The 24,293-nt window shown below is 41.7% G+C and carries 22 protein-coding genes and 1 tRNA gene; 22 read left to right on the forward strand and 1 reads right to left on the reverse strand.

Annotation, left to right across the window (positions count from 1 at the left end):
• The first annotated feature begins 72 nt into the window (after positions 1–72).
• From AB1Y31_02380 to AB1Y31_02455, 16 genes are all read left to right on the forward strand, one after another.
• Positions 73–999, forward strand: coding sequence for an ABC transporter ATP-binding protein (locus AB1Y31_02380; protein ID MEW4982014.1), 927 nt, complete (start codon positions 73–75; stop codon positions 997–999).
• Complete coding sequence (locus AB1Y31_02385) at positions 992–1,765, forward strand: ABC transporter permease (protein ID MEW4982015.1); 774 nt, start codon at positions 992–994, stop codon at positions 1,763–1,765. The genes AB1Y31_02380 and AB1Y31_02385 overlap by 8 nt, the downstream gene beginning before the upstream one ends.
• 169 nt (positions 1,766–1,934) lie before the next feature.
• Positions 1,935–3,278 (forward strand): Na(+)-translocating NADH-quinone reductase subunit A, encoded by a 1,344-nt coding sequence (locus AB1Y31_02390; GenBank protein MEW4982016.1) that lies wholly within the window; start codon positions 1,935–1,937, stop codon positions 3,276–3,278.
• Positions 3,278–4,483, forward strand: a complete 1,206-nt coding sequence (locus AB1Y31_02395; GenBank protein ID MEW4982017.1) for an NADH:ubiquinone reductase (Na(+)-transporting) subunit B — start codon at positions 3,278–3,280, stop codon at positions 4,481–4,483. Before AB1Y31_02390 ends, AB1Y31_02395 begins: the two co-directional genes overlap by 1 nt.
• Positions 4,476–5,297 (forward strand): Na(+)-translocating NADH-quinone reductase subunit C, encoded by an 822-nt coding sequence (locus AB1Y31_02400; GenBank protein ID MEW4982018.1) that lies wholly within the window; start codon positions 4,476–4,478, stop codon positions 5,295–5,297. Before AB1Y31_02395 ends, AB1Y31_02400 begins: the two co-directional genes overlap by 8 nt.
• 2 nt (positions 5,298–5,299) lie before the next feature.
• On the forward strand, positions 5,300–5,962 hold the full coding sequence (locus AB1Y31_02405; protein ID MEW4982019.1) for an NADH:ubiquinone reductase (Na(+)-transporting) subunit D: 663 nt from the start codon (positions 5,300–5,302) through the stop codon (positions 5,960–5,962).
• Positions 5,962–6,570, forward strand: coding sequence for an NADH:ubiquinone reductase (Na(+)-transporting) subunit E (gene nqrE, locus AB1Y31_02410; GenBank protein ID MEW4982020.1), 609 nt, complete (start codon positions 5,962–5,964; stop codon positions 6,568–6,570). The genes AB1Y31_02405 and nqrE overlap by 1 nt, the downstream gene beginning before the upstream one ends.
• A gap of 13 nt (positions 6,571–6,583) precedes the next feature.
• A complete protein-coding gene (gene nqrF / locus AB1Y31_02415) occupies positions 6,584–7,807 on the forward strand; it encodes an NADH:ubiquinone reductase (Na(+)-transporting) subunit F (protein ID MEW4982021.1) in 1,224 nt (407 codons plus the stop codon).
• Positions 7,808–8,860, forward strand: coding sequence for an FAD:protein FMN transferase (locus AB1Y31_02420; protein MEW4982022.1), 1,053 nt, complete (start codon positions 7,808–7,810; stop codon positions 8,858–8,860).
• Positions 8,857–9,039 (forward strand): (Na+)-NQR maturation NqrM, encoded by a 183-nt coding sequence (gene nqrM / locus AB1Y31_02425; protein MEW4982023.1) that lies wholly within the window; start codon positions 8,857–8,859, stop codon positions 9,037–9,039. Before AB1Y31_02420 ends, nqrM begins: the two co-directional genes overlap by 4 nt.
• Positions 9,040–9,097: 58 nt before the next feature.
• Positions 9,098–9,499 carry a CBS domain-containing protein gene (locus AB1Y31_02430; protein MEW4982024.1) on the forward strand — a complete coding sequence of 134 codons (402 nt, stop codon included), beginning with the start codon at positions 9,098–9,100 and terminating at the stop codon, positions 9,497–9,499.
• A gap of 3 nt (positions 9,500–9,502) precedes the next feature.
• The gene (gene sbcB, locus AB1Y31_02435; protein ID MEW4982025.1) at positions 9,503–10,954 is read left to right on the forward strand and encodes an exodeoxyribonuclease I; all 1,452 of its coding nucleotides are present in this window, start codon (positions 9,503–9,505) and stop codon (positions 10,952–10,954) included.
• 223 nt (positions 10,955–11,177) lie between these two features.
• Entirely contained in the window at positions 11,178–11,462 is a 285-nt protein-coding gene (locus AB1Y31_02440; protein MEW4982026.1) for a hypothetical protein, read from the forward strand.
• 515 nt (positions 11,463–11,977) lie between these two features.
• Positions 11,978–12,421 (forward strand): efflux RND transporter permease subunit, encoded by a 444-nt coding sequence (locus AB1Y31_02445; GenBank protein ID MEW4982027.1) that lies wholly within the window; start codon positions 11,978–11,980, stop codon positions 12,419–12,421.
• 452 nt (positions 12,422–12,873) lie between these two features.
• A complete protein-coding gene (locus AB1Y31_02450; protein ID MEW4982028.1) occupies positions 12,874–15,408 on the forward strand; it encodes an EAL domain-containing protein in 2,535 nt (844 codons plus the stop codon).
• Between the two features lie 120 nt (positions 15,409–15,528).
• A tRNA-Arg gene (locus AB1Y31_02455) sits at positions 15,529–15,605 on the forward strand.
• A 33-nt stretch (positions 15,606–15,638) separates the two neighbouring features.
• On the opposite strand, the gene AB1Y31_02460 is transcribed toward AB1Y31_02455, so the two are convergent.
• The gene (locus AB1Y31_02460) at positions 15,639–15,968 is read right to left on the reverse strand and encodes a tyrosine-type recombinase/integrase (protein MEW4982029.1); all 330 of its coding nucleotides are present in this window, start codon (positions 15,966–15,968) and stop codon (positions 15,639–15,641) included.
• A gap of 619 nt (positions 15,969–16,587) precedes the next feature.
• Between AB1Y31_02460 and AB1Y31_02465 the strand changes: the two genes are divergently transcribed.
• The 6 genes from AB1Y31_02465 (at position 16,588) to AB1Y31_02490 (ending at position 24,282) form a co-directional block, all read left to right on the forward strand.
• Positions 16,588–17,388: a methane monooxygenase/ammonia monooxygenase subunit C gene (locus AB1Y31_02465; GenBank protein ID MEW4982030.1), complete on the forward strand. Its 801-nt coding sequence runs from the start codon at positions 16,588–16,590 to the stop codon at positions 17,386–17,388.
• A gap of 159 nt (positions 17,389–17,547) precedes the next feature.
• The gene (locus AB1Y31_02470; protein MEW4982031.1) at positions 17,548–18,384 is read left to right on the forward strand and encodes a methane monooxygenase/ammonia monooxygenase subunit A; all 837 of its coding nucleotides are present in this window, start codon (positions 17,548–17,550) and stop codon (positions 18,382–18,384) included.
• A 28-nt stretch (positions 18,385–18,412) separates the two neighbouring features.
• Positions 18,413–19,756, forward strand: coding sequence for a bacterial ammonia monooxygenase, subunit AmoB (gene amoB / locus AB1Y31_02475; protein MEW4982032.1), 1,344 nt, complete (start codon positions 18,413–18,415; stop codon positions 19,754–19,756).
• Positions 19,757–19,820: 64 nt separating this feature from the next.
• On the forward strand, positions 19,821–20,369 hold the full coding sequence (locus AB1Y31_02480; protein MEW4982033.1) for a hypothetical protein: 549 nt from the start codon (positions 19,821–19,823) through the stop codon (positions 20,367–20,369).
• Between the two features lie 364 nt (positions 20,370–20,733).
• The gene (locus AB1Y31_02485) at positions 20,734–21,333 is read left to right on the forward strand and encodes a hypothetical protein (protein ID MEW4982034.1); all 600 of its coding nucleotides are present in this window, start codon (positions 20,734–20,736) and stop codon (positions 21,331–21,333) included.
• Between the two features lie 795 nt (positions 21,334–22,128).
• A complete protein-coding gene (locus tag AB1Y31_02490) occupies positions 22,129–24,282 on the forward strand; it encodes an adenosylcobalamin-dependent ribonucleoside-diphosphate reductase (protein MEW4982035.1) in 2,154 nt (717 codons plus the stop codon).
• Positions 24,283–24,293: the final 11 nt, after the last annotated feature.

The following is a 24,293-nucleotide window of genomic DNA, read 5'->3' on the forward strand; positions in this document are numbered from 1 at the left end:
ATACGTTAAACTACGCGGTCAATTATGCTGACATGGCTTCCAAGCTAAACTTTTTATTAACCACCATTAAATATGAATGCACTTGAAATAAAACAGTTAAACAAACGATATAGCAATGGATTTCATGCGGTTAAAGGTATTGACCTTGAAGTAAAGCAAGGAGATTTTTTTGCCTTATTAGGTGCGAACGGGGCTGGCAAGTCAACAACTATTGGAATCGTTGCTTCGTTAGTCAATAAAACATCTGGTTCGGTTAAAGTCTATGGTCACGATTTAGATACAGACCCAGAAGCGGTTAAGCGATGCATTGGCTTGGTGCCGCAAGAGTTTAATTTTAACCAGTTTGAAAACGTATTTGATATTGTGGTGTCGCAGGCAGGTTACTACGGAATTCCGCGAAAAAAAGCACTGGAAAGAGCTGAAATTTGTTTAAAACAACTTGAGCTTTGGGATAAGCGTAATGAAGCGTCCAGGGAATTATCTGGCGGCATGAAAAGGCGCTTGATGATCGCTCGCGCCCTAGTTCATGAGCCGAAATTGTTAATATTAGATGAGCCAACAGCGGGTGTGGATATTGAAATAAGGCGGTCAATGTGGCAGTTTTTTAAGCAAATAAATGCCGCTGGAACAACCATTATTTTAACAACGCATTATTTAGAAGAAGCAGAAAGCTTGTGTAGGCACATCGCGATCATTAATAAGGGTGAAGTTATTGAAAACATGGATATGAAGGGCTTGCTTGAAAAAGCACACGAAGAGATTTTTGTGTTGAGCCTAGAGTGCCCTGTTGAAAAGACCCCATTGATAACAGGTAGCAGTATTGAAGTAATCGATGAAACAACTTGGCAAGTGAGTGTGCGTAAGGAAGCAGGTATACATGCTTTATTTGATGAGCTGAGTCGTTTAAAAATTAAAGTGACGGGTATCCGCAATGAGTCCAATAGGTTGGAACAGCTGTTTGTTAAGTTGCTGTCAGAAATTGAGGTGGCGGATGTTTAGAAATGAATATTTGGTTGCTCTGCAAACGATCACTTATAAAGAAGTGAAGCGTTTTTTACGAATTTGGGTGCAAACCTTGTTGCCTTCTATGATCTCTACAACGCTTTACTTTCTTATTTTCGGTACCTTGATAGGATCAAAAATAGGTCAAATGAAAGGCTATGATTACATGGATTTTATTGTCCCGGGCCTTATTTTGATGGCGGTAATAAGTAATGCTTATTCCAATGTGGTGTCGTCTTTTTACGGGTCAAAGTTTCAGCATAATATTGAAGAAATGTTGGTTGCACCCATGCCAGGTTGGGTGATTCTGACGGGGTATATTTCGGGTGGCGTGTTAAGAGGGTTAATTGTTGGTGTCTTGGTGACCATCGTTTCGCTATTTTTCACGGACTTGCAGATTGCTCATCCGGTGATGATGGTTATTGTGTTTTTGTTAACGGGTATTTTGTTTTCTGCCGCGGGTTTTATTAATGCGGTCTATGCAAAAAGTTTTGATGATATTTCGATTGTGCCAACGTTTGTTCTGACGCCATTGATTTATTTAGGTGGTGTTTTTTATTCCATAGACTTGTTGCCCGCGTTCTGGCAAAAGGTATCGTTACTAAACCCAGTGCTTTATATGGTCGATGTGTTTCGCTTTAGTATCTTAGGTACGTCTGATATTTCTTTGCTTTCAGGCTTTGCCGTTATCATTACCTTTATTATTTGCCTATTAGGTATCAGTTTAAGACTGCTTTCTAAGGGAATTGGCATAAGGAATTAGTGAACGAGATTGAATGTTGCGGTGCCATGAGATAAAATCACAAAAGTTTTATACGTAATTTTTTCCAGTAATTTTGGGCGACAGATCAAAAAGAATTTAGTGCCTTTCTAAAAGCATAAAAAATGCTCTGCTCAAACAAATAAATTTAATTCAATAAGAAGCCTAATCAATGAATCACTTTAAGATTAAGAAAGGTTTGGACTTGCCAATTACGGGCGCTCCAGACCAAGTTATTTCAGAGGGTAATCAGGTTTCCAGCGTTGCCATTTTTGGCAGAGACTATATAGACATGAAGCCGACCATGATGGTTAAGGAAGGCGATCGTGTGAAGCTGGGGCAGACTTTATTTACCGATAAAAAGACGGAAGGTGTGAACTTCACGTCACCAGCTAGTGGTATCGTTCAAAGCATCAACCGAGGTGCAAAGCGCGCGTTACGTACGGTAGTCATTGAGCTGGATGGTGATGATCAGGTTGAGTTTTCAAGATACCCATCTGATACGTTAGCTAGCCTTAATGCTTCAGATGTTGTTAAAAACCTAACAGAGTCTGGGTTATGGACAGCGTTTAGAACGCGCCCATTCAGCAAGATTCCAGCTTCAGCGACAAAGCCCGCGGCCATTCATGTGTCGGTTATGGATACTAATCCATTGGCGGCTGATCCTGGAGTTGTCATTGCAGCTGACGCGGATGCGTTTAAAAATGGTTTAGCCGTTATATCTTGCCTGACGGAAGGAAAAGTTTACGTCAGTAAGTCTGTTGATGCGGATATCGCCGTTCCCGATATGGTTGAGGTCACTGAGTTTTCAGGCCCGCATCCAGCAGGCTTGTCCGGCACACACATGCACTTTATCAGTCCGGTTAGCGCAAAAAGAATTGCTTGGACAATTGGTTATCAAGACGTGATTGCGGTAGGTAAGCTTTTCACGACGGGGTTTTTGAATGTTGAGCGGGTTATTTCGCTAGCGGGTCCGTTGGTCAGCCAACCTCGGTTAATAAAAACAAGGTTAGGCGCTAATACTGAAGAGCTAGTAAGAAAAGAGATTGGGACAGGTAACGTTCGTATTATCTCTGGTTCAGTTTTATCGGGCAGAAAAACAAATCACTGGGCGTCATATTTAGGCCGTTATCACGTTCAACTGTCTGTTATCCAAGAAGGTAGAGAACGTCAATTACTAGGCTGGCTGAACCCGGCGGGTGAAAAATTCTCTTTCACTAATGCGTTGTTTTCTAGTTTTAATCGTAAGCAAAAAATGGCGATGGATACATCAGCACACGGAAGTCCGCGTGCCATTGTTCCAATTGGCGTATTTGAAGGTGTGATGCCATTGGATATTTTGCCGACTCAATTGCTACGTGCATTGGTTGTGAATGATGTAGATGCGGCTGAATCACTTGGCGCATTAGAATTGGATGAAGAAGATTTAGCCTTATGTTCATTCGTCGATTCAGGTAAACATGATTTTGGTATGGCGTTACGCGCCAACTTGGCACACATTGAGAAGGAGGGTTAATGTCTCGTTTAAGGAATTATTTAGATTCAATACACCCACAGTTCGTAAAAGGTGGGCGTCTTGAAAAGTACTATGCTTTATATGAAATGGTCGATACGTTTCTGTATACGCCAAAAGATGTAACGGCAGGTACGACACATGTAAGAGATGCGATTGATTTGAAACGCATCATGACCTACGTATTTATAGCAGCATTGCCTTGTGTGATTATGGCTATGTGGAACACCGGCCATTTGGCTAATGTGGCGATGGCGGAATTGAACATGACGTCGCTAGATTCATGGCGTGGTCTGGTAACAAACTTAGTGGGCTATAACCCAGATAGTATTTTTGCCTGTATGGTTCATGGGGCGATGTACTATTTGCCAATTTACCTTGTAACTCTGCTGGTTGGTGGTATTTGGGAAATTTTATTTGCCATTGTCCGTGGGCATGAGGTTAACGAAGGCTTCTTTGTAACATCAATGCTATTTTCTTTGATTTTGCCAGCAACAACTCCTCTTTGGCAGGTTGCTTTAGGCATTTCGTTTGGTGTGGTGATTGGTAAAGAGGTGTTCGGCGGAACGGGTAAAAACTTTTTAAACCCTGCGCTAACGGGACGTTGCTTCTTGTTTTTTGCTTATCCAGCTCAAATGTCTGGAGATGCGATTTGGACAGCGGTTGATGGCTTTAGTGGTGCTACTGCATTGAGTATGGCTGCTGCTGGTGGTATTACAGCGGTTGCTGCTTCTGGTATTACTTGGATGGATGCCTTTGTTGGAACCATCCAAGGATCAATTGGTGAAACATCTACCTTAGCGTGTTTAATCGGTGCTAGTTTCTTGTTGTATACCCGCATTGCTTCGTATCGAATTATGTTGGGTGTTTTAGCCGGCATGGTTGTTACCAGTACATTATTCAATTTTATTGGTAGTGATACGAACCCTATGTTCGCAACTCCATGGTATTGGCATGCAGTGTTAGGTGGTTTTGCTTTCGGTGCTGTCTATATGGCAACAGACCCTGTTAGTGCTGCTATGACTAATACGGGTAGATGGATATATGGCATCTTGATTGGCTTAATGGTGGTGCTCATTCGCGTAGTAAACCCAGCTTTCCCAGAAGGCATGATGTTAGCGATTCTGTTTTCAAATATGTTTGCACCGTTGATTGACTACTTTGTTGTTCAATCAAACATCAAAAGAAGGGAGAGAAGAAATGCCTAATGAAGAAAAAGCTAAAGCGGGTAGCGCAATAAATTTCTTGGCCTTACCTAACGATAGTAAAATCAAAACGTTCATCATGGCGACCTTAGTGTGTTTGGTTTGTGCGGTGTTTGTATCGGTGTCTGCAGTTATGCTTAAGCCGCTACAAATATTGAATAAGGAGCTGGATAAGAAAAAGAATATCTTGCAAGTGGCGGGCTTATATCAAGAAGGTGATGATATTGAAGCTGCGTTCTCTACAATTGACATTAAATTAGTTGATTTGGAAACGGGTGAATACACAATAGAGCTTGATGCGGCAACGTATGACGATAGAAAAGCGGCGAAAGATCCTGCGTTGAACGTGAAGATTATCAAGGCTGATGATTTTGCTAGTATCAAAGCTCGCCCTAAATATATGCCTGTTTACCAAGTTAAAGAAGGTGACACTGTTAAGCAACTAATTTTGCCGGTAAATGGTTATGGCTTATGGTCGACATTGTATGGCTTTCTTGCAGTAGAAAGTGACGGCCAAACAATTGTCGGTTTAAGTTATTACGAACACGCAGAGACACCGGGTTTAGGGGGTGAAGTTGATAACCCTAACTGGAAGAAAATCTGGGTAGGCAAGAAGATCTATGGTGCTGATGGAGATGTTGCCATTGAGGTTGTCAAGGGTGTCGTGATACCTGGCAATGTTAGAGAGGAGTTCCAAGTTGATGGCTTAGCGGGCGCAACGTTAACCAGTCGTGGAGTAAGCAATATGCTGAAATACTGGATGGGTGCAAACGGTTATCAAAAGTACCTTAATAAGATTCAAGCAAACGGAGCATAGTAATGAGTAATGAGACTAAAAAAATCATTTTAGATCCGTTAGTTGATAACAACCCTATCGGTCTTCAAGTATTAGGTGTTTGTTCGGCTCTGGCGGTTACAACGAATCTTGGTACGGCATTGGTGATGTCACTTGCTCTGACATCAGTAACGGCGTTTTCAAACTTATCAATCAGTATGATTCGTAATCACGTGCCGAGTGCGATTCGGATTATTGTTCAAATGACGATTATTGCATCGTTGGTTATTGTGGTTGATCAAGTATTAAAAGCATACGTATACGATTTAAGTAAACAGCTTTCAGTATTTGTTGGCCTGATTATCACTAACTGTATCGTGATGGGGCGTGCGGAAGCCTTTGCAATGAAAAACCCACCAGGGCTTAGTTTCTTAGACGGGATCGGAAACGGTTTAGGTTATGCATTGGTCTTAATGAGCGTTGGCACATTCCGTGAGTTATTAGGCTCAGGCAAGCTTTTTGGTGTGGAGATTCTCTCGACTGTTAACGATGGTGGCTGGTATGTGCCGAATGGCTTAATGCTACTACCTCCAAGTGCTTTCTTTATCATTGGTCTGCTGATTTGGGGTGTTCGTACATGGCGTCCAGCACAGGTTGAAGTGGCAGATTTTAAGATTAATAACGTAAGTGGTACGGAGGCAGTTTAATGGAAGCGTATATTAGTTTATTTGTTCGGGCGGTTTTTGTAGAAAACCTAGCACTTGCCTTCTTCCTAGGCATGTGTACTTTTTTGGCGGTATCAAAAAAGGTTTCCACCGCATTAGGTTTAGGCGTGGCCGTTATTGTGGTGCAAACCCTTACGATGCCACTTAATAATTTGATTTACCATAACCTTTTAAAGGAAGGTGCCTTAGCTTGGGCTGGGTTACCTGAAGTAGACCTAAACTTTTTAGGGCTCATCAGTTATATCGGTGTTATCGCGGCAGTCGTGCAGATACTAGAAATGGCATTAGATAAATATGCGCCTGTGTTGTACAACGCGCTGGGTGTGTTTTTGCCATTGATTACCGTTAACTGTGCCATCCTTGGTGGTTCGTTATTTATGGTAGAACGAGATTATAACTTCGGCGAAAGTGTCGTATTTGGTTTTGGTAGTGGCTTAGGCTGGGCGCTTGCAATTACAGCTATTGCAGGGATTAGAGAGAAGTTGAAGTACTCAGATGTGCCGGATGGCCTTCGTGGTCTAGGGATAACCTTTATCACAGCAGGATTAATGGCAATGGGCTTTATGGCCTTCTCAGGTATACAACTGTAAGTAGGGTTTCAATATGTTAGAAATTGGATTAGGTATTACGTTTTTCACAGCCATTGTGCTGATACTTGTGGTTGTGATCTTGGCTGCAAAGTCTAAATTAGTTGCACACGGTAACGTAAAGGTTTTAATCAACGGCGAAAAAGAAATTGAAGCGCCGGTTGGTAGTAAATTGCTGGGTGCTTTGGCAGATGCACAGTTATTTGTCCCTTCGGCTTGTGGCGGTGGTGGAACTTGTGGTCAGTGCAAAGTACGTGTTCAAGAAGGTGGCGGCTCAATGTTGCCAACAGAAGGGACGCATATTAATAAGGGTCAACAGCGTGATGGTGAAAGATTGTCATGTCAGCTAACCGTTAAGCAAGACATGGAAATCACTGTTCCTGAAGAAGTGTTCGGCGTTAAAAAGTGGCAGTGTAAGGTTAAGTCTAATCATAACGTTGCTACGTTCATTAAAGAACTCGTTCTTGAATTGCCTGAAGGTGAAGACGTTGGTTTCAGAGCCGGTGGTTATATTCAGATCGAATGTCCTCCTCATGTGGTTGATTACAAGGACTTTGATATTGAAGAAGAATACCGAGGTGATTGGGATCACTTTAATATTTGGCAATATAAGTCCGTTGTAGACGAGGATGTTTTAAGAGCGTATTCAATGGCGAGTTATCCTGAAGAAGAAGGGATTATTATGCTGAACGTTCGTATTGCTTCTCCTCCTCCTCGTTCTGAAGAAGGCACGCCTCCAGGCAAAATGTCTTCTTATATCTTTAATCTTAAACCAGGTGATGAGGTAACAATTTCAGGCCCTTATGGTGAGTTCTTCGCTAAAGAAACAGGCGCTGAAATGGTCTTTATTGGTGGTGGTGCCGGTATGGCGCCGATGCGTTCACATATCTTTGATCAGCTTCGCCGATTAAAGGCTGATCGCAAAATGTCTTTTTGGTATGGCTCAAGAAGCTTAAAAGAAATGTTCTATGTAGAAGATTTCGATATGCTTGCGAGAGAAAATGATAACTTTGATTGGCATGTGGCATTATCTGATCCACAACCAGAGGACAACTGGGACGGTTTAACAGGATTTATTCATGAAGTGTTGTTAGAAGAATATCTGAAAAACCACCCAGCACCTGAAGACTGCGAATTCTACATGTGTGGTCCTCCAATGATGAATGCAGCGGTTATTAAAATGCTACAAGACCTTGGTGTTGAAGATGAAAACATCATGCTTGACGACTTTGGTGGCTAATTGAGCTTAATTAATCGACCCGTTAAAAACTATATGTTTTTAGCGGGTTTTTTTCTATTTGTCGCCTTAATCTCTGGTTGCGATTCGCAACGAGCTACGTCAGTTTTATTGACGGGCGAGACGATGGGTACAAGCTACCACATCACGATTGCTGACGAGAACTCAAACACCAGTAAAGAACGTTTAAAGAAAGAAATAGATTCAAAACTAATTCAAGTAAATGAATTATTTTCGACTTACATTAAATCGTCTGAAGTGTCTCGGTTTAATGCTTACCACGGTGTTGAAGCACAAAAAAAATCAGCTGAGTTTATTAAGGTTTTAGCGGAAGCGCAAAGGATTAGTGACATAACGCAAGGCGCTTACGATATCACGGTGGGGCCGTTGGTAAACCTTTGGGGTTTTGGGCCAAGCTTTAAGGAAGAAGATATACCAGACCTTCAGAAGATTGAAGCGGCATTATCTGAAGTGGGTTATAAGAATATCGTTTATGACAAACAAACTAATGAGGTTAGAAAGCTTAAAGAAAGTGCCTATATCGACTTTTCTTCGATAGCGAAAGGTTATGGCGTAGATGTACTCAGTGAGTTTCTTGGGTCAGAGGGCTATATGAATTATATGGTCGAAATTGGTGGAGAAATGAGAGTTAAAGGTGTCAACTCTCAAGGTATTAAATGGCGAATTGCCGTTGAAAAGCCAGACTCAATGACAAGGTCTATTTATCGAGTTATCTCAGTCACAGATGTGGCGATTGCTACATCGGGTGATTACAGAAACTTTTTTGAAAAAGATGGAGTTAGGTTCTCTCATACGATTGACCCGACTACGGGGCAGCCAGTACAGCATGATTTGGCATCGGTGACTGTATTGTCGAAAAGTAGTATGACGGCCGACGCTTGGGCGACAGCTTTTATGGTGTTGGGTGATAAAAAAGGGTACGATTTGGCTATAAGAAATGAATTAGCCGTATTATTCCTAGTGAAAAAAGGCGATGAGATAAGAGAAGTATCAACGCCGATGTTTCATAAAATGACAGAGGAGCATTCATCATGAATACATTTATAGTCACATTTTTGGTTTTCTTATTGGTTGTTGTTGCAATGGCTGTGGGTGTTATTTTTAGTAATAGAGAGATCAAAGGTAGTTGTGGCGGTTTGAACGACGTGGATGGTATGGAAGGCGATTGCCTGCTTTGTAGTAAGAAGACGTGTGAAAAAAAGAAAGCTGCATAACGTTCAATACCTTGATATTTTTAACTAAGAAAGTTCTTTAAACATTTAAGGGGAAGGTATGTTTAAGTCGGTATTAATAAAAGATTATATGGCAACAAATTTAACGACGTTCTCGCCAGAAATGGAGATCTCTGAGGCGATTAAGTTTTTAAATACCCATAAAATATCAGGGGCACCTGTGGTTGATGATAGAGGCCAACTTGCTGGAATTTTGTCTGAGAAGGATTGCCTTCAAGTTGCACTTCAATCTACTTACTATGAAGATTGGGTGGGTGGTGTAGTGTCAGAATACATGACTAAAGACGTGGAAACGGTTTCCGATACGGCGAGTGTTGTTGATATCGCCGAAAAGTTTTTAAAATCATCGTATAAGCGATATCCGGTACTTAATGAAGATGGTGCCCTTGTCGGTCAGGTCAGTCGGAGCGATGTGCTTAGGGCTTTAGATATACTTTGGTAAGTTTTGTCTGAAACATATTATTGGTACGACTACGAAACGACTGGTATCGACTCAGCGAGAGACCGGGTCGTTCAATTCGCAGGTATACGGACAGACTTGGATTTTAACCAGGTGGCAGAGCCTGATGTTTTTTATTGCAAATTACACGATGATATTCTGCCTCACCCTGAGGCCTGCTTGGTTACCGGTATTTCACCACAACTGGCTATCCAAAAAGGCCTAATAGAATGCGATTTTATTGAACGTGTTCACCGTGAATTTAGCACACCAAAAACCTGTGTTGTAGGCTATAACAGCATTCGGTTTGATGACGAGTTTACTAGAAATCTTTTATATAGAAATTTCTATGACCCCTATGCCAGAGAATGGAAGTCTGGCAACACACGTTGGGATTTAATCGATGTTGTTCGTTTAACTCATGCGTTGAGACCGGATGGTATTAACTGGCCCACTAGAGAAGATGGTTCAGCCAGTTTCAAGCTTGAAGAGCTGACTCTTGCCAATCAAATCTCGCATGAATCAGCGCACGATGCATTGTCAGATGTATATGCGACAATTGCATTAGCAAAGCTTATTAGGCAGAAACAACCCAAGTTGTATGATTGGGGTTTTGGCTTACGCAATAAGAGAAAAGCGGCAGAGAGTCTTGATCTCATACATAAAAAACCCGTTGTTCACGTCTCCAGCAAATACCCTGCAGCTCAAGACTGTTTAGCCATAGTTCTACCATTGGCACCTCATCCAATAAATAAGAATGGCGTCATCGTGTTTGATTTATCGGCTGACCCAACAGAGCTTGTGACGTTATCTGCTGACGAGATTTACCAGCGACTGTATACGCCAACAGCAGACCTAGCTGACGGGCAAAAGAGGATACCGCTTAAGACGGTCCATATTAATAAATCGCCCATGTTGGCTCCGCTTGGGACATTAACGGATCAAGTTAAGGCTAAACTTAATATCGATTTGCTACGCTGTGAAGATAATCGGCAGCTAATTCTAAAAGCGGGGATTGAAGATAAGTTGGCTAAGGTGTTTTCAATTAATGAATTTGAAAAAGCCACTGATCCTGACTTAATGCTCTATGGTGGTGGGTTTTTTAGCCATATTGACGCAAAAAATATGGAACAAATCCGAACATGTCCAAAAGGCCAACTCGCTGAATTGAAATTAGCATTTGATGATGAGCGATTAAGTGAAATGTTGTTTCGCTACAGAGCAAGAAATTACCCAGAAACACTGACTAAAGAAGAGAAAATCAAACGACAGACATATCGCCACAACTGCCTAACTAACGAGCTCAATGATGGGCGATTAACCTTAACATCATACTTTGAAAGATTGGATGAACTGATTGTCGAGGGTGAATGGACAGAAGAGCAGCAAGAATTATTGGATAACCTGATTGCTTATGGTGAGAGTATTGCTGATAGCCTAACGTTACAGGATTGCTGAGCTATACACTTTATTAATATTGAGGTTTGTTCATTGCTGTTCGTTGGCAGGTAGCTGTTTTCCACGGGAGTGTGTGGAAAACGGTTAAGAAAATAAAACTATCGTAAGTTTATTGATAGAATGCGACCACTCGATGACAATACACGTTGATGACGAGCCGTATTACGCCAAGTAAGGTGAAATATCACGTCGCTAGTCGCAACACATACATAGGAAAAAAAACATGGCTGAAACAGTAGAAGAATTAACCGTGAGTTACACCGACGGTGGGATTGAAACAGTAAAAGAACTTGATAAAGTAGTACTTTCCAAGGGTGCGTGGGCAACGATCATTTACAAGCATCAAGACTGGAACCGTACCAAAGAAGAATATGGTCCTGATAAGTACACTATTCGCCGTTACCAAAAACGGAATGGTGAATATCAGCAAAAATCAAAATTCAATATTTCAAGTGCGGCTCAGGCTGAAGGCATTATTGCAGCGCTACAAGGTTGGATAAAAGACTAGGAAAAGCTATTGGGGCTATTTGAGAGAACTCATTTAGCCCTTACGATTTAAAGCAACCTTGGCGTTAGCTTCATGCTTTATATCAGAATTTAATAATCTAAATCATGCTAGAGTAAAGTATGTTTTACTGAGTATGTAATGTATAGATGCCTTTTCAAAGAAAACTGTTAGTCTTAATCCTTGTGCTGTGTAGCCTGGGGTATAGCACTGCTTGGGCATTTGATGAGCACGTTATCGGTGAGGCTTCTCATACAGTAGACGTTAATGTCATGCTGGACGAGCATACTGAACAAGTGACGGATCACTGTGGCCACATATCGGCTCATTTGGTGGGCTTGTTCAGTGAACTTAATTTCTTGATTAACGAAAAACCTCTTATTGTTTACTTACACTCCCCGGAGCACTTCATTTCATTTGTGCCCCAAACCCAATTAAGGCCTCCTAACGTTTAATGATCGGTAATGCCAGCATTGTGCTGGTGGTGATGCGTACTAATCGTTCCTACTTCGCTAGGCTTGATCTTTTTACTGCTATATTTTGCATTTAACTCCATTGGTCAGGCCATATTGATCATGCTTAACGTATCGTTAGCATTGATTGGGGGCATTGCCGCGCTGTTTATAACAGGGCAGTACTTGTCGGTACCAGATTCGATAGGCTTTATTGCGTTGTTTGGAATTGCAGTACTAAATGGTGTGGTGATGGTGAGCGAAATCAATCAGCGTTTGCAGGGTATGAGAGAAGTTAACCAAGCAATATTTCAAGGTGCCTTATCGCGATTACGGCCCGTGTTAATGGCAGCACTAACATCCGCATTGGGGCTGATACCAATGTTATTGGCCTCGGGTGTTGGGTCTGAGGTTCAACGCCCATTAGCCACAGTTGTTGTCGGTGGGTTGATAACGTCGACCTTGTTAACGCTGTTTGTATTGCCAGTATTATTTAAGAAGTTGTTCTAAACAAGCCATTAAAGATAGTCAACATGGCTGATGAGTTCTAATTGTATTAAAAAAGGCATTTACTGCACATTGAGCAAAGTGATTGTTGATTAGGAAAAAAAACTTTTAAAGATGGTGTCGCTATGAATAAGTTTCTAAAAACGTGGTGAAATCAGAATTTTTACAAGTTTGTGCATTTGTTGGTATTAGGGTGGTTCTCTTTTTATTTGCGCTGTACTTTAATATCAAGTACTTGGCTGTTACTCCTATTATTGCGCACTAGCGCCCTGACTTGAATTTAATGAGGCGTAGGGACGTTACTTACCGCCTTGTTGTGCTAAGGGCTGGGTTGTTGTTTGGGCGCTAAATTATTAATGATGTCGCTACTAAACCTAATATCAGTGCCTTGATTCAAAGAGGGGGTACTTTAAGCAATGAGTAAAGGTGGGAAAAGTTAATGTTTAGAAAGTTTAATGAATAAATCACTTTGGCGCTGGATTTTGATGGCTATGCTTGTTTCAAGCATATTGGCTGCGTACGTTATTTTAAATATTATCGAAAACAAAGTAGCGGCTTTTGTTGAGGGACAGGTTGATCAAATTCAAGAGGGCATTAATCAACGTTTTAAAACGTTTGATGCCATGCTTAAAACAAATGAGGGGAACCTTGACAAACATTTAAACAAAATCTTGCCTGAGTTAGCCAAAGCGCTAAGACGCAGAGAAAATCTTGAACTGTGGTCTCCGGCTGAATTAGGGGAGTTAGCTCAGCATTATAATGTTAGTGAAGTCTATATTATCAATAAAGCCACAAGGGTGATCGCAAGCAGCTTTAAAGCAGATTTAGGGTTTGAGCTTGGGACAGTGTCCTCTGGCCTTCGTGGTTTTTTAGTGGGCTTATCATCCAGTAAAACGGACGTAGCGGTCATAGATAGAATCAATGCGTCATCAAAAACAGGCATATTAAATAAGTACGCCTATTTTTCACCCGCTGATAGCACTTATATATTTGAAGTATCTGTTGAAATTAAACCGTATCTTGAAGGCGTACATTCGAGTGAATACGTGAGGTTTATTTTTGATGAAATGTTTGCGGACCGAATTGGAGACCAGCTCCTATTAAAATCAGTAGACTTGTTTATTGTTAACAATCTTGCGGTGTTGCCATTTGCTGGCAACGCAAAGCCTATTTCACGCAGCGCAATACCGGATATACCGTCATTGGGCTTTATAAAGAAAGTAACGAATAACGACGTGGAGTATTTTTCACGACTACGTTTAGACGGGACGCTGCTTGATAACGAGGCGTACTTCATGGCTGTTCGTGTGCGCTATGACCATAACGCAGCGCATGAAATAGCACTGGATATCATCGTTTCTAACTTCTTAATATTTGGTTTTACCTTATTAACAATGCTTGCATTAATACATTTAGTGCTGGTTAAAAATATCGACAGGCGTGTAGCAATTATTAATAAATCTCTCAAAAGAATATCAGTTGGTGATTACGACGAGCTATGTGAGGTAGGCGGTAATGATGAGATTGCCTACATAGCTGATCGAGTGAATACCATGAGTGGGTTATTGTCGAGTCGTGAAGCAGAGCTTAATGAGGTGCAGAATACACTTGAGATCAAAGTGCTAGAGCGAACAGCAAACTTATATAAAGAAATTGAGAGACGCAAGGAAGCAGAGATAAAACTTAACGTTCTTGCAACAACGGATCCACTGACAGAGCTACCCAATCGTCGTATGTTGGACCAGTACGTGGAGCGTGCGCTTATATCTACTCAGCGCAGTAAGGATGTGCTGGCGGTGTTATTTTTAGACCTTGATAACTTTAAGTATGTTAATGATTCTTTAGGGCATAGCGCCGGTGATGTGTTGCTTAAAACGATTGCATTTCGTCTATCTAACGCCATTCGATCAAGTGATGTTGCAGGTCGCTTTGGTGGTGATGAATTTGTCATTTTATTGCAGAACTTAAAAGGAGATCGAGACACTATTGCACAACACGTTCAAACTATTGTTGAGCAGATATTAGAGATAGTTCACGAGGAAATACCGCTGGGTCATCATGTGCATCATTGCACCATGAGTATAGGTGTGGCGCTAAGCAATAATCATTCTTCAGTTGAAATGTTATACAAGCAAGCTGATGCGGCCATGTATCGGGCTAAAGAGGCAGGGAAAAACACTTTTTCTTTCTACGAAAAAAGTATGCAAGAGCGTGCAGATGAAAGGTTAATCATTGAGAAGGGAATACGGCAAGCAATAAAAGATGAGGCGTTCACATTAAACTACCAACCTCAAATAAATGCAGAGGGTCAGTTGGTTGGTGTGGAGGCACTTATTCGTTGGCAAAATGCGGAAGGGGGGTTTGTGCCACCAGATAGGTTTATTCCCGTTGCAGAAGAAATTGGTTTGATAGTGCCTATTGGTGATTGGGTGCTTTTTGAAGCGTGCAGACAATTTGTTAAGTGGCAAGAGCTCGGTATGACCGTGCCGCATATATCAGTGAATGTCAGTGCCAAGCAATTTCAACAATCAGATTTTGTGGAGCATACGCATGGTATCGTTAAAGCGAATGGTGTTGCTCCATCGTCAATATGTTTAGAAATAACAGAAACTGCTACGATTGGCGATGAACGTACCATTTTTGAACGAGTTCATGGCTTGCACGAAGTTGGCTTCTTGGTATCTATTGATGATTTTGGCACCGGCTATTCATCACTTAATTACCTAAAAAACCTGCCGTTCGATCAGCTTAAAATTGATAAGTCATATATTGATGGAATTGGCCAAAATGAGAACGACTCAGCAATTGTGAAAATGATAATCAGCATGACGCATCACTTAGGCGCTAAACTTATTGCTGAAGGAGTGGAGACAAAAGAGCAACTAGATTATTTGGCTGAGAATGGTTGTTTGGAATATCAAGGGTATTATTTTAGTAAACCGCTGTCAGCTGATGGTTTTGAGGCGTATGCAAGGGGTTTAGAGCATTAGAACGCTGAGTTTTATTTGCTTAAGGTTTACTGTAGCAACACGTAATAGTGAATTTTAATCACGTTAGTGACGATTTTTACTTGACCTTTGGTGTCAGGCTAATACAATAGCCGCCTCAAAGCGCCTGTAGCTCAGCTGGATAGAGTACTCGGCTACGAACCGAGCGGTCAGGAGTTCGAATCTCTTCAGGCGCGCCATTCAATTCGTAATAAAAAAAGCAGTTAGATAATTCATTGTCTAGCTGCTTTTTTGTGCGCACGATCCGGCGTGCCGGATAATGTGCGAATCGCTATTTTCTCCTCCTTCGGTAAGGTTATATTGTTTGCAAACCCAGCAATATGGGAGGTGTTTAAATAGGCATATTTTTGCACCATTCGTATATCTGACCATCCACCTAATTTTTGAAGCACATGAAAGGTTGTACCTGTTTGAATGTGCCAGCTAGCGTATGTATGACGTAGATCATGCCAGCGTAAACTCTCAATGCCTGCCTTCACTAAGGCTTTACGCCATGCTTTCGTATTAGCTTTTTTTATAGGACTGCCGTAGTAGCTAAACACGCGAGTAATGTGTGTATAAAATCGGATGGAAAGCGGTGTGGGCGTAACGAGTCTCTCGCTTAGTTACTCATTCTTAAGGGTGGTTGTGAATCTATAGAGTGGTGGGTGGTTAAGAGTGTCCAGAAATGCTAAAAAGCAGGTGGTTGACTCTCGCTTAGCTTGAAATGTTATATATGCTGAGGTCTCAGGTTAGTGTGATTTGTAACTAATTCTCAATTAGTGCATTGCACTTGGGGATCAATTTCAAGGAATAAAAAAAACCACCCATAAGGGTGGTGAGTTGAGAAACAACGTTTGTTTCTCGGAGGACGGACAGTAACTGTCTAGGTGATATGCCTACAATGACTGTATGCGGACGTTTATTACAAGCTAGAAGAGGTGCCCGTGTGAGAGATTCTAACGATCAAAGCCACTGTGCTGCCAATATTTGAATAGAAGCCCAGTCAATCATGATCTAGGTCAGTTTTAAGATATTTCTGTTTTACAGTAGTGATAGGAAAAAGTTATAATAAAAATTGCATGTGATGCGACAAGTTGTCACGTGGGTGTTTTTAATAATTAAATTAATACTAATTTCAGACGGAACTTTAGATTTGAAAATTAGCGGAGGAGTTGGAATATGAGTAGTAATGCAGGAAATTTTAATCAAGTTACGGAGTCGGCCAGTTCGGTTGATGGTGGCTTTTCAGCGTCCAAGATGATGTTGGTGCCGTTTTTAAAGACAGCGCTACCCTTTATGTCATTGCTTGTAGTGCTAGCGGTAGGCACAATCGTTTATCAGGGTTGGGCGGCGTGGGCGTACGGCTTAGATGCAACGACGGTAGAGTTTACAGAATACTGGATGAACTTGTTCTACGGAGAGACCGTGGTTATCTGGGGAGTTTCGCTTAGTACTTGGGTTTGGCTCTGGGTGAGTAGGGATCGCAACGTCGCTAACATCAAGCCAGTAGAAGAGTTAAGACGTTATTCAGTCTGGATTGGTATAATCGGTTGTTATGTATTAGCGCTTTATTTTGCAGCTAGTTTTTTCGCCGAGCAAGATGCTTCTTGGCATCAGGCGGTGGTACGTGATACAGCTTTCACTCCAACCCATATTGTTCTGTTTTACGGCTGGTTTCCGATATTTATCGGCTTTGGTGGGGCGTTGTTCTTTTATAGTATGACAAGGCTACCTGTATACGCGAAACGTTTGTCATTAATGGTTATAACGGCTGTGCTTGGTCCGTTCATGGTTTTGCCAAATGTTGCCTTCAATGAGTGGGGACACGCATTCTGGATTTCCGAAGAAATCTTTTCCTTACCGCTACACTGGGGCTTTGTTGTCTTCGGCTGGGCGGCACTGGCTTTCGGTGGACTATTGGTGCAGGTTTTGAACCGCCTGATGGTGATTATTCCACAAGTTGCAAATGAGAGTCGATAACAAGCTAGTCTGACTAGCTGAATCTGCTTAAATCGCAAACGCTTTTTAAGCAAAAGAACGACATTTAAGATAATTATAATTGACCACTTTGGCCGTAGTAGATACTTACTACGGTTAGGGGTGGCTTGCACACTAAATTTAAATAATAGGGAGTAAATTATGGCTTATTCTGACGCCATCACACAAGAACTCAATATGAGTACAAACGAGGAGCGGGCTTACCGCATGCTTGATTTGATTATTATACCCATCGTCTTCGTCGTGATGGGTGCGGCTTTTCACCTTCACTATATGCTTACAGCGGGTGATTGGGATTTTTGGGTAGATTGGAAAGATCGCTTGTACTGGCCAATCGTTAGCTCGATCTCATTCATAATATTTGCAGGAGCTGTTCAAGGTTTAATGTGGCGGTTGGTTCGCATGCCGATTGGCATGACTCTGGTAGGAACAGGGCTTGTGCTTATGGAATGGATTTCGCGTTATTATAACTTCCACTTGTGGGCATACTTTCCAATGAGCCAAGTTTGGCCTGCTACATGGATTGCTGTGGGAATATTCGTTGATGCTATTTTGCTGATAACAGGTAGTGCTCTTATGACCTCATTATTCGGTGTATTTTTCCTACCAGTAATATTTATTACCTCAAATTACCCAATGTTGGCACCTTTTAGAGCTCCGACAAGTGTAATGGGGACTGAAGTTCCTGTAGCTGATTGGATAGGTTATGTCTTCCAGCGTGGTGGTTCTCCTGAGTACCTACGCATTATTGAGGATGCTGGTTTGCGAGTTCTTGGTGGCGAGACTTGGTTTATTTCTTGTTTGTTTGGTGGCTTTGTTTCAATCTTTATTTATATGCTGTGGTGGTGGATTTCTGGTATTGCTACGAGACCATATTCTAGATCTAATCCATTAGCTGAATATATGGGTGGAACACAACCAAGTGACAAAGATGACGCAATTACTGCAGACGCATATCCAACCTCAGCGGTTAAATAGTTTGCGATCTTCAAAGGAGAAAAATAAAATGCAAAAAGAAAATATAAATACCAGTCAGAGTTCGGTTGTCCGTGACGGGCAGCAAAGCCGCTTCGCTTGGCTGTTGATGATCGCGATTACTCTAATTACCTTTCTACCTGCTGATATGGCATGGGCGCATGGCGAACGAACACATGCACCATCGCTACGTATGCGCAGTATTCAGTTTTACGATGTGCAATGGCAGGGAGCAGGAGATATGAACGTGGGCGACCAAGTCATTATGACTGGTAAGATTTATCTCCCACCAGAGTTAAATTGGCCTACGACCTTACAAAAGCCTGATATTGGTTATTTGCAAACATCTGGACCAGCAGCGGTATTTGCTAAAGTCGAGAGTTATATAAGTGATGTGCCCATGATTCAGTCTGCTTCCGGGATAACGTTGGGTCGGACATACACCTTTAAACTCGTTATGGAAGCTCGGATACCTGGTGAATGGCACATTCATCCTTCCCTACAAATGATTGGAAATGGCCCGATTGTGGGTCCAGGGCTTTGGACAAATGTAACTGGAAACTGGTCAGACTACAAACTACCTGGTACAGCTGGAATAGACGGGGAAATTGAAATTGAGAACCTCGGTACTTATGCGCTAGATACTGTTTACGGCTGGCATGCTGTGTGGTTTGTAATGGGTATTATCTGGTTGCTTTGGTGGATTAGACGACCAACTTTGTTACCACGCTACCGTGCTATTCAAGAAGATGTTGATAAAAACCTTCTCATCACTAGTGCAGATAAACGCATGGGTGTTTTAATGTTGAGCGTTACACTGGCACTGGTTATTGGCGGCGCAATGAATGCTAATGCGAAATATAACGACATCGTTCCTTTGCAGACAGGAAATGTACCTGTTTTCCCATTGCCAGCGCAGAATTCGCAATTGGTAGTAAAGGGTCTAAGCAGCAAATACAACGTACCTAAACGTGCAATGTCGTTAGAGGTGAGTGTTACCAATAATGGCAATAAACCAGTAAAAATTGGTGAGTTTGCAACAGCAGGAATACGCTTTGTGGTAGATCAATCGACATTATCTGATACGGCTGGTCAGGCTCTAAAGGCTAGCTACAGCAATGTTACTGAGGATTACGTTGAAGAATACGTTCGAGAAGCACTTGAGATAAAAGGTGGTGATACAAGCGCAATACTTCCGGGTGAATCACGTACGTTAACCCTAGTTGCTGCTGATGCAGTTTGGGAGATTCAAGGCTTAAGTAAGATTGTTGAATCACCTGTTCGTCGTGTTGGTGGGCTTATTTACTTCTTTGATGCCGATGGAAATCGCTACAGAGAGTATGTAGATATGGCAACCGATGTTGCCTACCGCTAGGAGGTAACAAGTGGAGTATCGCAAAAGTAACAAGCGGGCTCGCAGCTACGCAACCAGGGTCATTATGACCCTGGTTGCGTTTTTAGCGATTACAAGCCATACATCGGTATACGCTCAGAAGGCTGGCTCACAGGAAGAATTAGTTGGCTGTATTTTTAGTCTAGAAGGAAAGCGTATTCTTTTTGCCGCCTACCAGCCGCATATCGACAATAAAAGATTGTGTAGAAAATTGCCAGGTGCGACAGGTGCGACCTATTTTTCTTTAGATTTGGTCGATAAGCCATTACGGGAACGAGCGCTTAAGATAAGGGTTACGACAATTAAGCAAGGCGACACAGATCTTCAATCTGCTAGCCCTATTGTGGACTTTGAAGTTGCCTCTTCACCAAGTGGGGTGGTGGATTTTGAACATGACTTCAATGGAGCCAAAGGTCATTATCGTCTTGAGGTCATCAATGAGATGGATAATACGCAAGGTGGCTTCAATTTTGAGGTGGGTGCAGAGGAGTTCAAATGGAAAGGGAAATTTGGACAAAGAGTGGCTTTCGGCATGTTTGGAGGTTTCGCATTAGTCGGACTAGGCTATTTGGCATTCAGGAAGAAAAAAGCATAAAGTTTGCAACAAAAAAACTGTTTCACTTGTACTTAGCTCAACAAGTCAGTAGCTGGAAATAGAAACTATGAATGCTATAAATATAGGGCTGCTAGAGTTTTTATGTTAGTTAACTTCCTGTGATTATGACGGAAGGCTATTTCAGTGGTTAGTAGTATAAGTGGTGGTAAATTTATAAAGTTATAACGAAACCTCAGAATAACTACAGCGCTTGACAATACAGCGTCGCCTAAAAGTGACTACTGTTGGTAAAAATTGGCTCAAAGTTTCCATTTACTAACGTAAACTGCGTTTTTCCGCCACTTTTTGTCGTGCCTTCATTCGCGTACGTTATGCAGAGGTCTCACAATGATAAGGATTACAAATGTTTACAATAGCTAGAGTAATTATAGTGTGTGTGTTGTTGTCTCTGTCCAGTCAGATATGGGCGCACGGTGGTGTGGTGAGCAGGGGAAACGAGTGTAGATTACTCGTAGGTCCTTATACTATAAACTTTTCAGGTTACCAGCCACAAAACAATAGGTCTGAGCAGTTTTGTGATGATTTGCCAGTAGTCGGTGACTCTATTATCGTTCTAGATTTTGTCGATAAAAAACTACGCAAGATGACGGTAAACTTTAGAGTGATTAAAGCAGATGCTGCTCCATTAGGCACGGAGGAAGATGGGAAAGTTAATGAAGCTGAATTAGCGCAAACACCATTTTTTGAAATACCGGCCAAGCATTATCCAAGGGGGATGATGACTATTGAGCAGAGTTTCAAAGAAAAAGGCCACTTTATTGGCTATGTTATCGTTGAAGGTGAAAATGATAAATTTATTTCTCGATTCCCATTCTCTGTTGGTTATCCTAAAGCTAGTATTCTAGACGTAGTTCAAATTCCTATTGCTGTTTTTTTAGTGATTGCTATTATGGTTTGGTTTGTTCGTAGAAAACGGGTTGTATTAAATGTAAAAGAAGCCTGACTTTGACTGAAGTTATAAAGGTATTCTGAGAAATACCTGTCACCGAATTGTTTTAAGCGTAATAACACCTAGTGCTATTACGCTTTTTTTATGTCCCTTACTGTCAAGCTCATCCGAAACTGGAAAGTTGAATTTGCGAGCTGATTTAACGAAACTTTTGCTCTTGGGTGAAAATAGGACGTGTTTGGAGGTGGAAATTTATTTTTATACGGATGTCTAATTGTTAAGAGTGTTCTTCACAATGTGTAATGCACCAGTCTTTATTCTGATTTTTTTACCACAGCATGCAGAAAGTAATAATGTTGCTAATGTAACTAGTAGCAGCACTCTTAATAATATTGAGACCTCTGCATAACGTAGCGGGCGCAGGCAAGAAGTTAATAGGGCTCATTTAGAATTAAAATAAATCGAACGAACGTTTTAAGTCATCGATAATTAAGCATAAATATTATGCATCAAGCTGACTAGCAACCGAGCGATCAGGAGTTCGAATCTCTTCAGACGCGTCATACAAAAAAATCTCCTTCTGGAGGTTTTTTTGTGCCTACCTAGTTTGTAAAACCTACTTTAAAGTTACCGTTTTTTGATGTAATTCATTGCAAAAATACGCTAACATTTTGATATTCAAAACAATTTATATAAAATAATCGCTCTAATTTGCAACACCACATATGGTTGTTGAAGAAATAAATGACACATCATCTTGTGTTTTCAGGCTATATCTTTTAATCTAAGCGTATTAGGATGCTGGGGGATTACTCCACCGATATAAACAATAGGATACACAGGGGAAATATGAATACAGTCAACTTAAAAATCATCAAAAATACTCAGTCGGATATTGAATTCCAATCAGCATCACTGGACATATGGGATAAAAAATACTGCTTGAAAAAACAGGATGGGTCACCGGTTGATGCAAATATCGAAGAAACTTATCAACGTGTTGCAGCAGCGATTGCTGATGTGGAAGAAACAGCTGATAAAAAGGAATACTGGCACGATCAATTTGTATGGGCTTTAAAGCATGGTGCGATTCCAGCTGGTCGTATTATTTCTAATGCAGGTGCTAGTGCCTACAAACCTGCCACTTCAACCATTAACTGTACCGTGTCGGGATCAATTTCCGACTCTATGGACGATATTCTTAGTAAAACACACGAGGCGGGTTTAACCCTTAAAGCTGGCTGTGGCATTGGGTATGAGTTTTCAACATTACGCCCTAAAGGCGCGTATGTGTCGGGCGCTGGTGCGAATACATCGGGTCCTTTGTCGTTTATGGATATCTTTGACAAGATGTGTTTTACCGTGTCATCGGCTGGTGGTCGCCGTGGTGCTCAAATGGCTACTTTTGATGTTGCCCATCCTGATGTGCGTGATTTCGTTCGCGTAAAACGCGAAGACGGTCGTTTGCGTCAATTCAACTTATCGCTGCTTATTACCGATGATTTTGTTCAGGCAGTAAAAGACGATGACGATTGGCCGTTAGTGTTTCCGTTATCAGAAAAAGAAATGGCATCGGGCGATATTGATTTGAACGACACGGATAAAGTGTTATGGCGCGAATGGCCGATAACAGAAGGTTATCAAGTGAATGACGTGGGCTTGGTCGCTTGCAGAATATACAACAGAATTAAAGCGCAGCGCTTATGGGAAACCATTATGGCGTCCACTTATGATTATGCAGAACCTGGCTTTATCCTGATAGATAAGGTGAATGAAATGAACAATAACTGGTTCTGCGAAAATATTCGTGCAACCAATCCATGTGGCGAGCAACCACTTCCAGCTTATGGTTCTTGTCTACTGGGCTCAATCAATTTAACTAAGTTCGTGTTAAATCCATTTACCTCAAAGGCCTCCTTTGATTGGGATAAATTTCGTCAAACTGTCGGTATTTTCACCCGTATGCTTGATAACGTAGTAGAAATTAATGGCTTGCCATTAGAAGGGCAAAGAGAGGCTATTGAGCACAAGCGTCGTCATGGCATGGGCTTTTTAGGCTTAGGCTCAACACTGACCATGATGGGTATTCCCTACGGTGAAGAAGAGTCTGTTAACTTCACGGGTGAAGTCAGTAAGCAATTAGCGGTAAGCGGCTGGGAAGCAGGCTTAGAGCTCGCCAAAGAAAAGGGCGCAGCACCGATCATGGATGAAGACTTTAAAGTCACAGGTGATATGCTTCGTAAACGCCCTGAAATGTTGGACGATGGTTATGAAATTGGCGACACCGTAAAAGGCCGAATTTTACACGCACGATACAGCCGCTATATGCAGCAAATAGCCAGCGTTGCACCAGAGTTAGTTGAAAAATTAGCAGAAACGGGCGCTCGATTTACCCATCACACTTCTATTGCACCAACCGGCACTATCTCATTATCGCTGGCGAACAATGCCAGTAATGGTATTGAGCCTAGCTTTGCTCATCACTATGCGCGTAATGTTATTCGTGAAGGACGCAATGCAAAAGAAAAAGTAGATGTATTCTCATTCGAGTTATTGGCTTATCGCTCACTCATTAACGAAAAAGCGATGCCCTATTCTGAGGTGGCAGAGGAAAAACTGCCTGACTACTTTGTAACAGCAGAAACCATCACGCCAAAACAGCACGTGGATATTCAAGCGGCCGCACAAAAATGGATTGATTCATCTATTTCAAAAACGGCGAATGTACCAACAGACTTCCCATTTGAAGAGTTTAAAGACATCTATCTTTACGCACACGAAAAGGGCTTAAAAGGCTGTACCACCTTCCGTTTTAACCCGGATGTATTCCAAGGCGTATTGGTTAAAGAATCAGACCTAGAAAATACCACATACCGTTTCAACCTCAAAGACGGCACAACGCTAGAAGTCAAAGGAAATGAAATGATCGAATATGAAGGTGAAACGCACACCGCAGCCAATTTATACGATGCCTTAAAAGAAGGTTATTACGGTAAATTTTAAGACAGCGGTTA

Origin of the sequence: Cycloclasticus sp., assembly GCA_040743155.1 — a bacterium.
GTDB lineage: Bacteria > Pseudomonadota > Gammaproteobacteria > Methylococcales > Cycloclasticaceae > Cycloclasticus.

Excerpts from the sequence above, each read along its gene's own strand:
- AB1Y31_02450 (MEW4982028.1), top strand. The coding sequence starts at position 12,874 with ATGAATAAATCACTTTGGCGCTGGATTTTGATGGCTATGCTTGTTTCA.
- amoB (MEW4982032.1), top strand. The coding sequence starts at position 18,413 with ATGCAAAAAGAAAATATAAATACCAGTCAGAGTTCGGTTGTCCGTGAC.
- AB1Y31_02405 (MEW4982019.1), top strand. The coding sequence starts at position 5,300 with ATGAGTAATGAGACTAAAAAAATCATTTTAGATCCGTTAGTTGATAAC.
- AB1Y31_02385 (MEW4982015.1), top strand. The coding sequence starts at position 992 with ATGTTTAGAAATGAATATTTGGTTGCTCTGCAAACGATCACTTATAAA.
- nqrE (MEW4982020.1), top strand. The coding sequence starts at position 5,962 with ATGGAAGCGTATATTAGTTTATTTGTTCGGGCGGTTTTTGTAGAAAAC.
- AB1Y31_02400 (MEW4982018.1), top strand. The coding sequence starts at position 4,476 with ATGCCTAATGAAGAAAAAGCTAAAGCGGGTAGCGCAATAAATTTCTTG.
- nqrF (MEW4982021.1), top strand. The coding sequence starts at position 6,584 with ATGTTAGAAATTGGATTAGGTATTACGTTTTTCACAGCCATTGTGCTG.
- AB1Y31_02390 (MEW4982016.1), top strand. The coding sequence starts at position 1,935 with ATGAATCACTTTAAGATTAAGAAAGGTTTGGACTTGCCAATTACGGGC.
- AB1Y31_02430 (MEW4982024.1), top strand. The coding sequence starts at position 9,098 with ATGTTTAAGTCGGTATTAATAAAAGATTATATGGCAACAAATTTAACG.
- AB1Y31_02485 (MEW4982034.1), top strand. The coding sequence starts at position 20,734 with ATGTTTACAATAGCTAGAGTAATTATAGTGTGTGTGTTGTTGTCTCTG.
- AB1Y31_02480 (MEW4982033.1), top strand. The coding sequence starts at position 19,821 with ATGACCCTGGTTGCGTTTTTAGCGATTACAAGCCATACATCGGTATAC.
- AB1Y31_02470 (MEW4982031.1), top strand. The coding sequence starts at position 17,548 with ATGGCTTATTCTGACGCCATCACACAAGAACTCAATATGAGTACAAAC.
- AB1Y31_02490 (MEW4982035.1), top strand. The coding sequence starts at position 22,129 with ATGAATACAGTCAACTTAAAAATCATCAAAAATACTCAGTCGGATATT.
- AB1Y31_02440 (MEW4982026.1), top strand. The coding sequence starts at position 11,178 with ATGGCTGAAACAGTAGAAGAATTAACCGTGAGTTACACCGACGGTGGG.
- nqrM (MEW4982023.1), top strand. The coding sequence starts at position 8,857 with ATGAATACATTTATAGTCACATTTTTGGTTTTCTTATTGGTTGTTGTT.
- AB1Y31_02465 (MEW4982030.1), top strand. The coding sequence starts at position 16,588 with ATGAGTAGTAATGCAGGAAATTTTAATCAAGTTACGGAGTCGGCCAGT.
- AB1Y31_02395 (MEW4982017.1), top strand. The coding sequence starts at position 3,278 with ATGTCTCGTTTAAGGAATTATTTAGATTCAATACACCCACAGTTCGTA.
- AB1Y31_02380 (MEW4982014.1), top strand. The coding sequence starts at position 73 with ATGAATGCACTTGAAATAAAACAGTTAAACAAACGATATAGCAATGGA.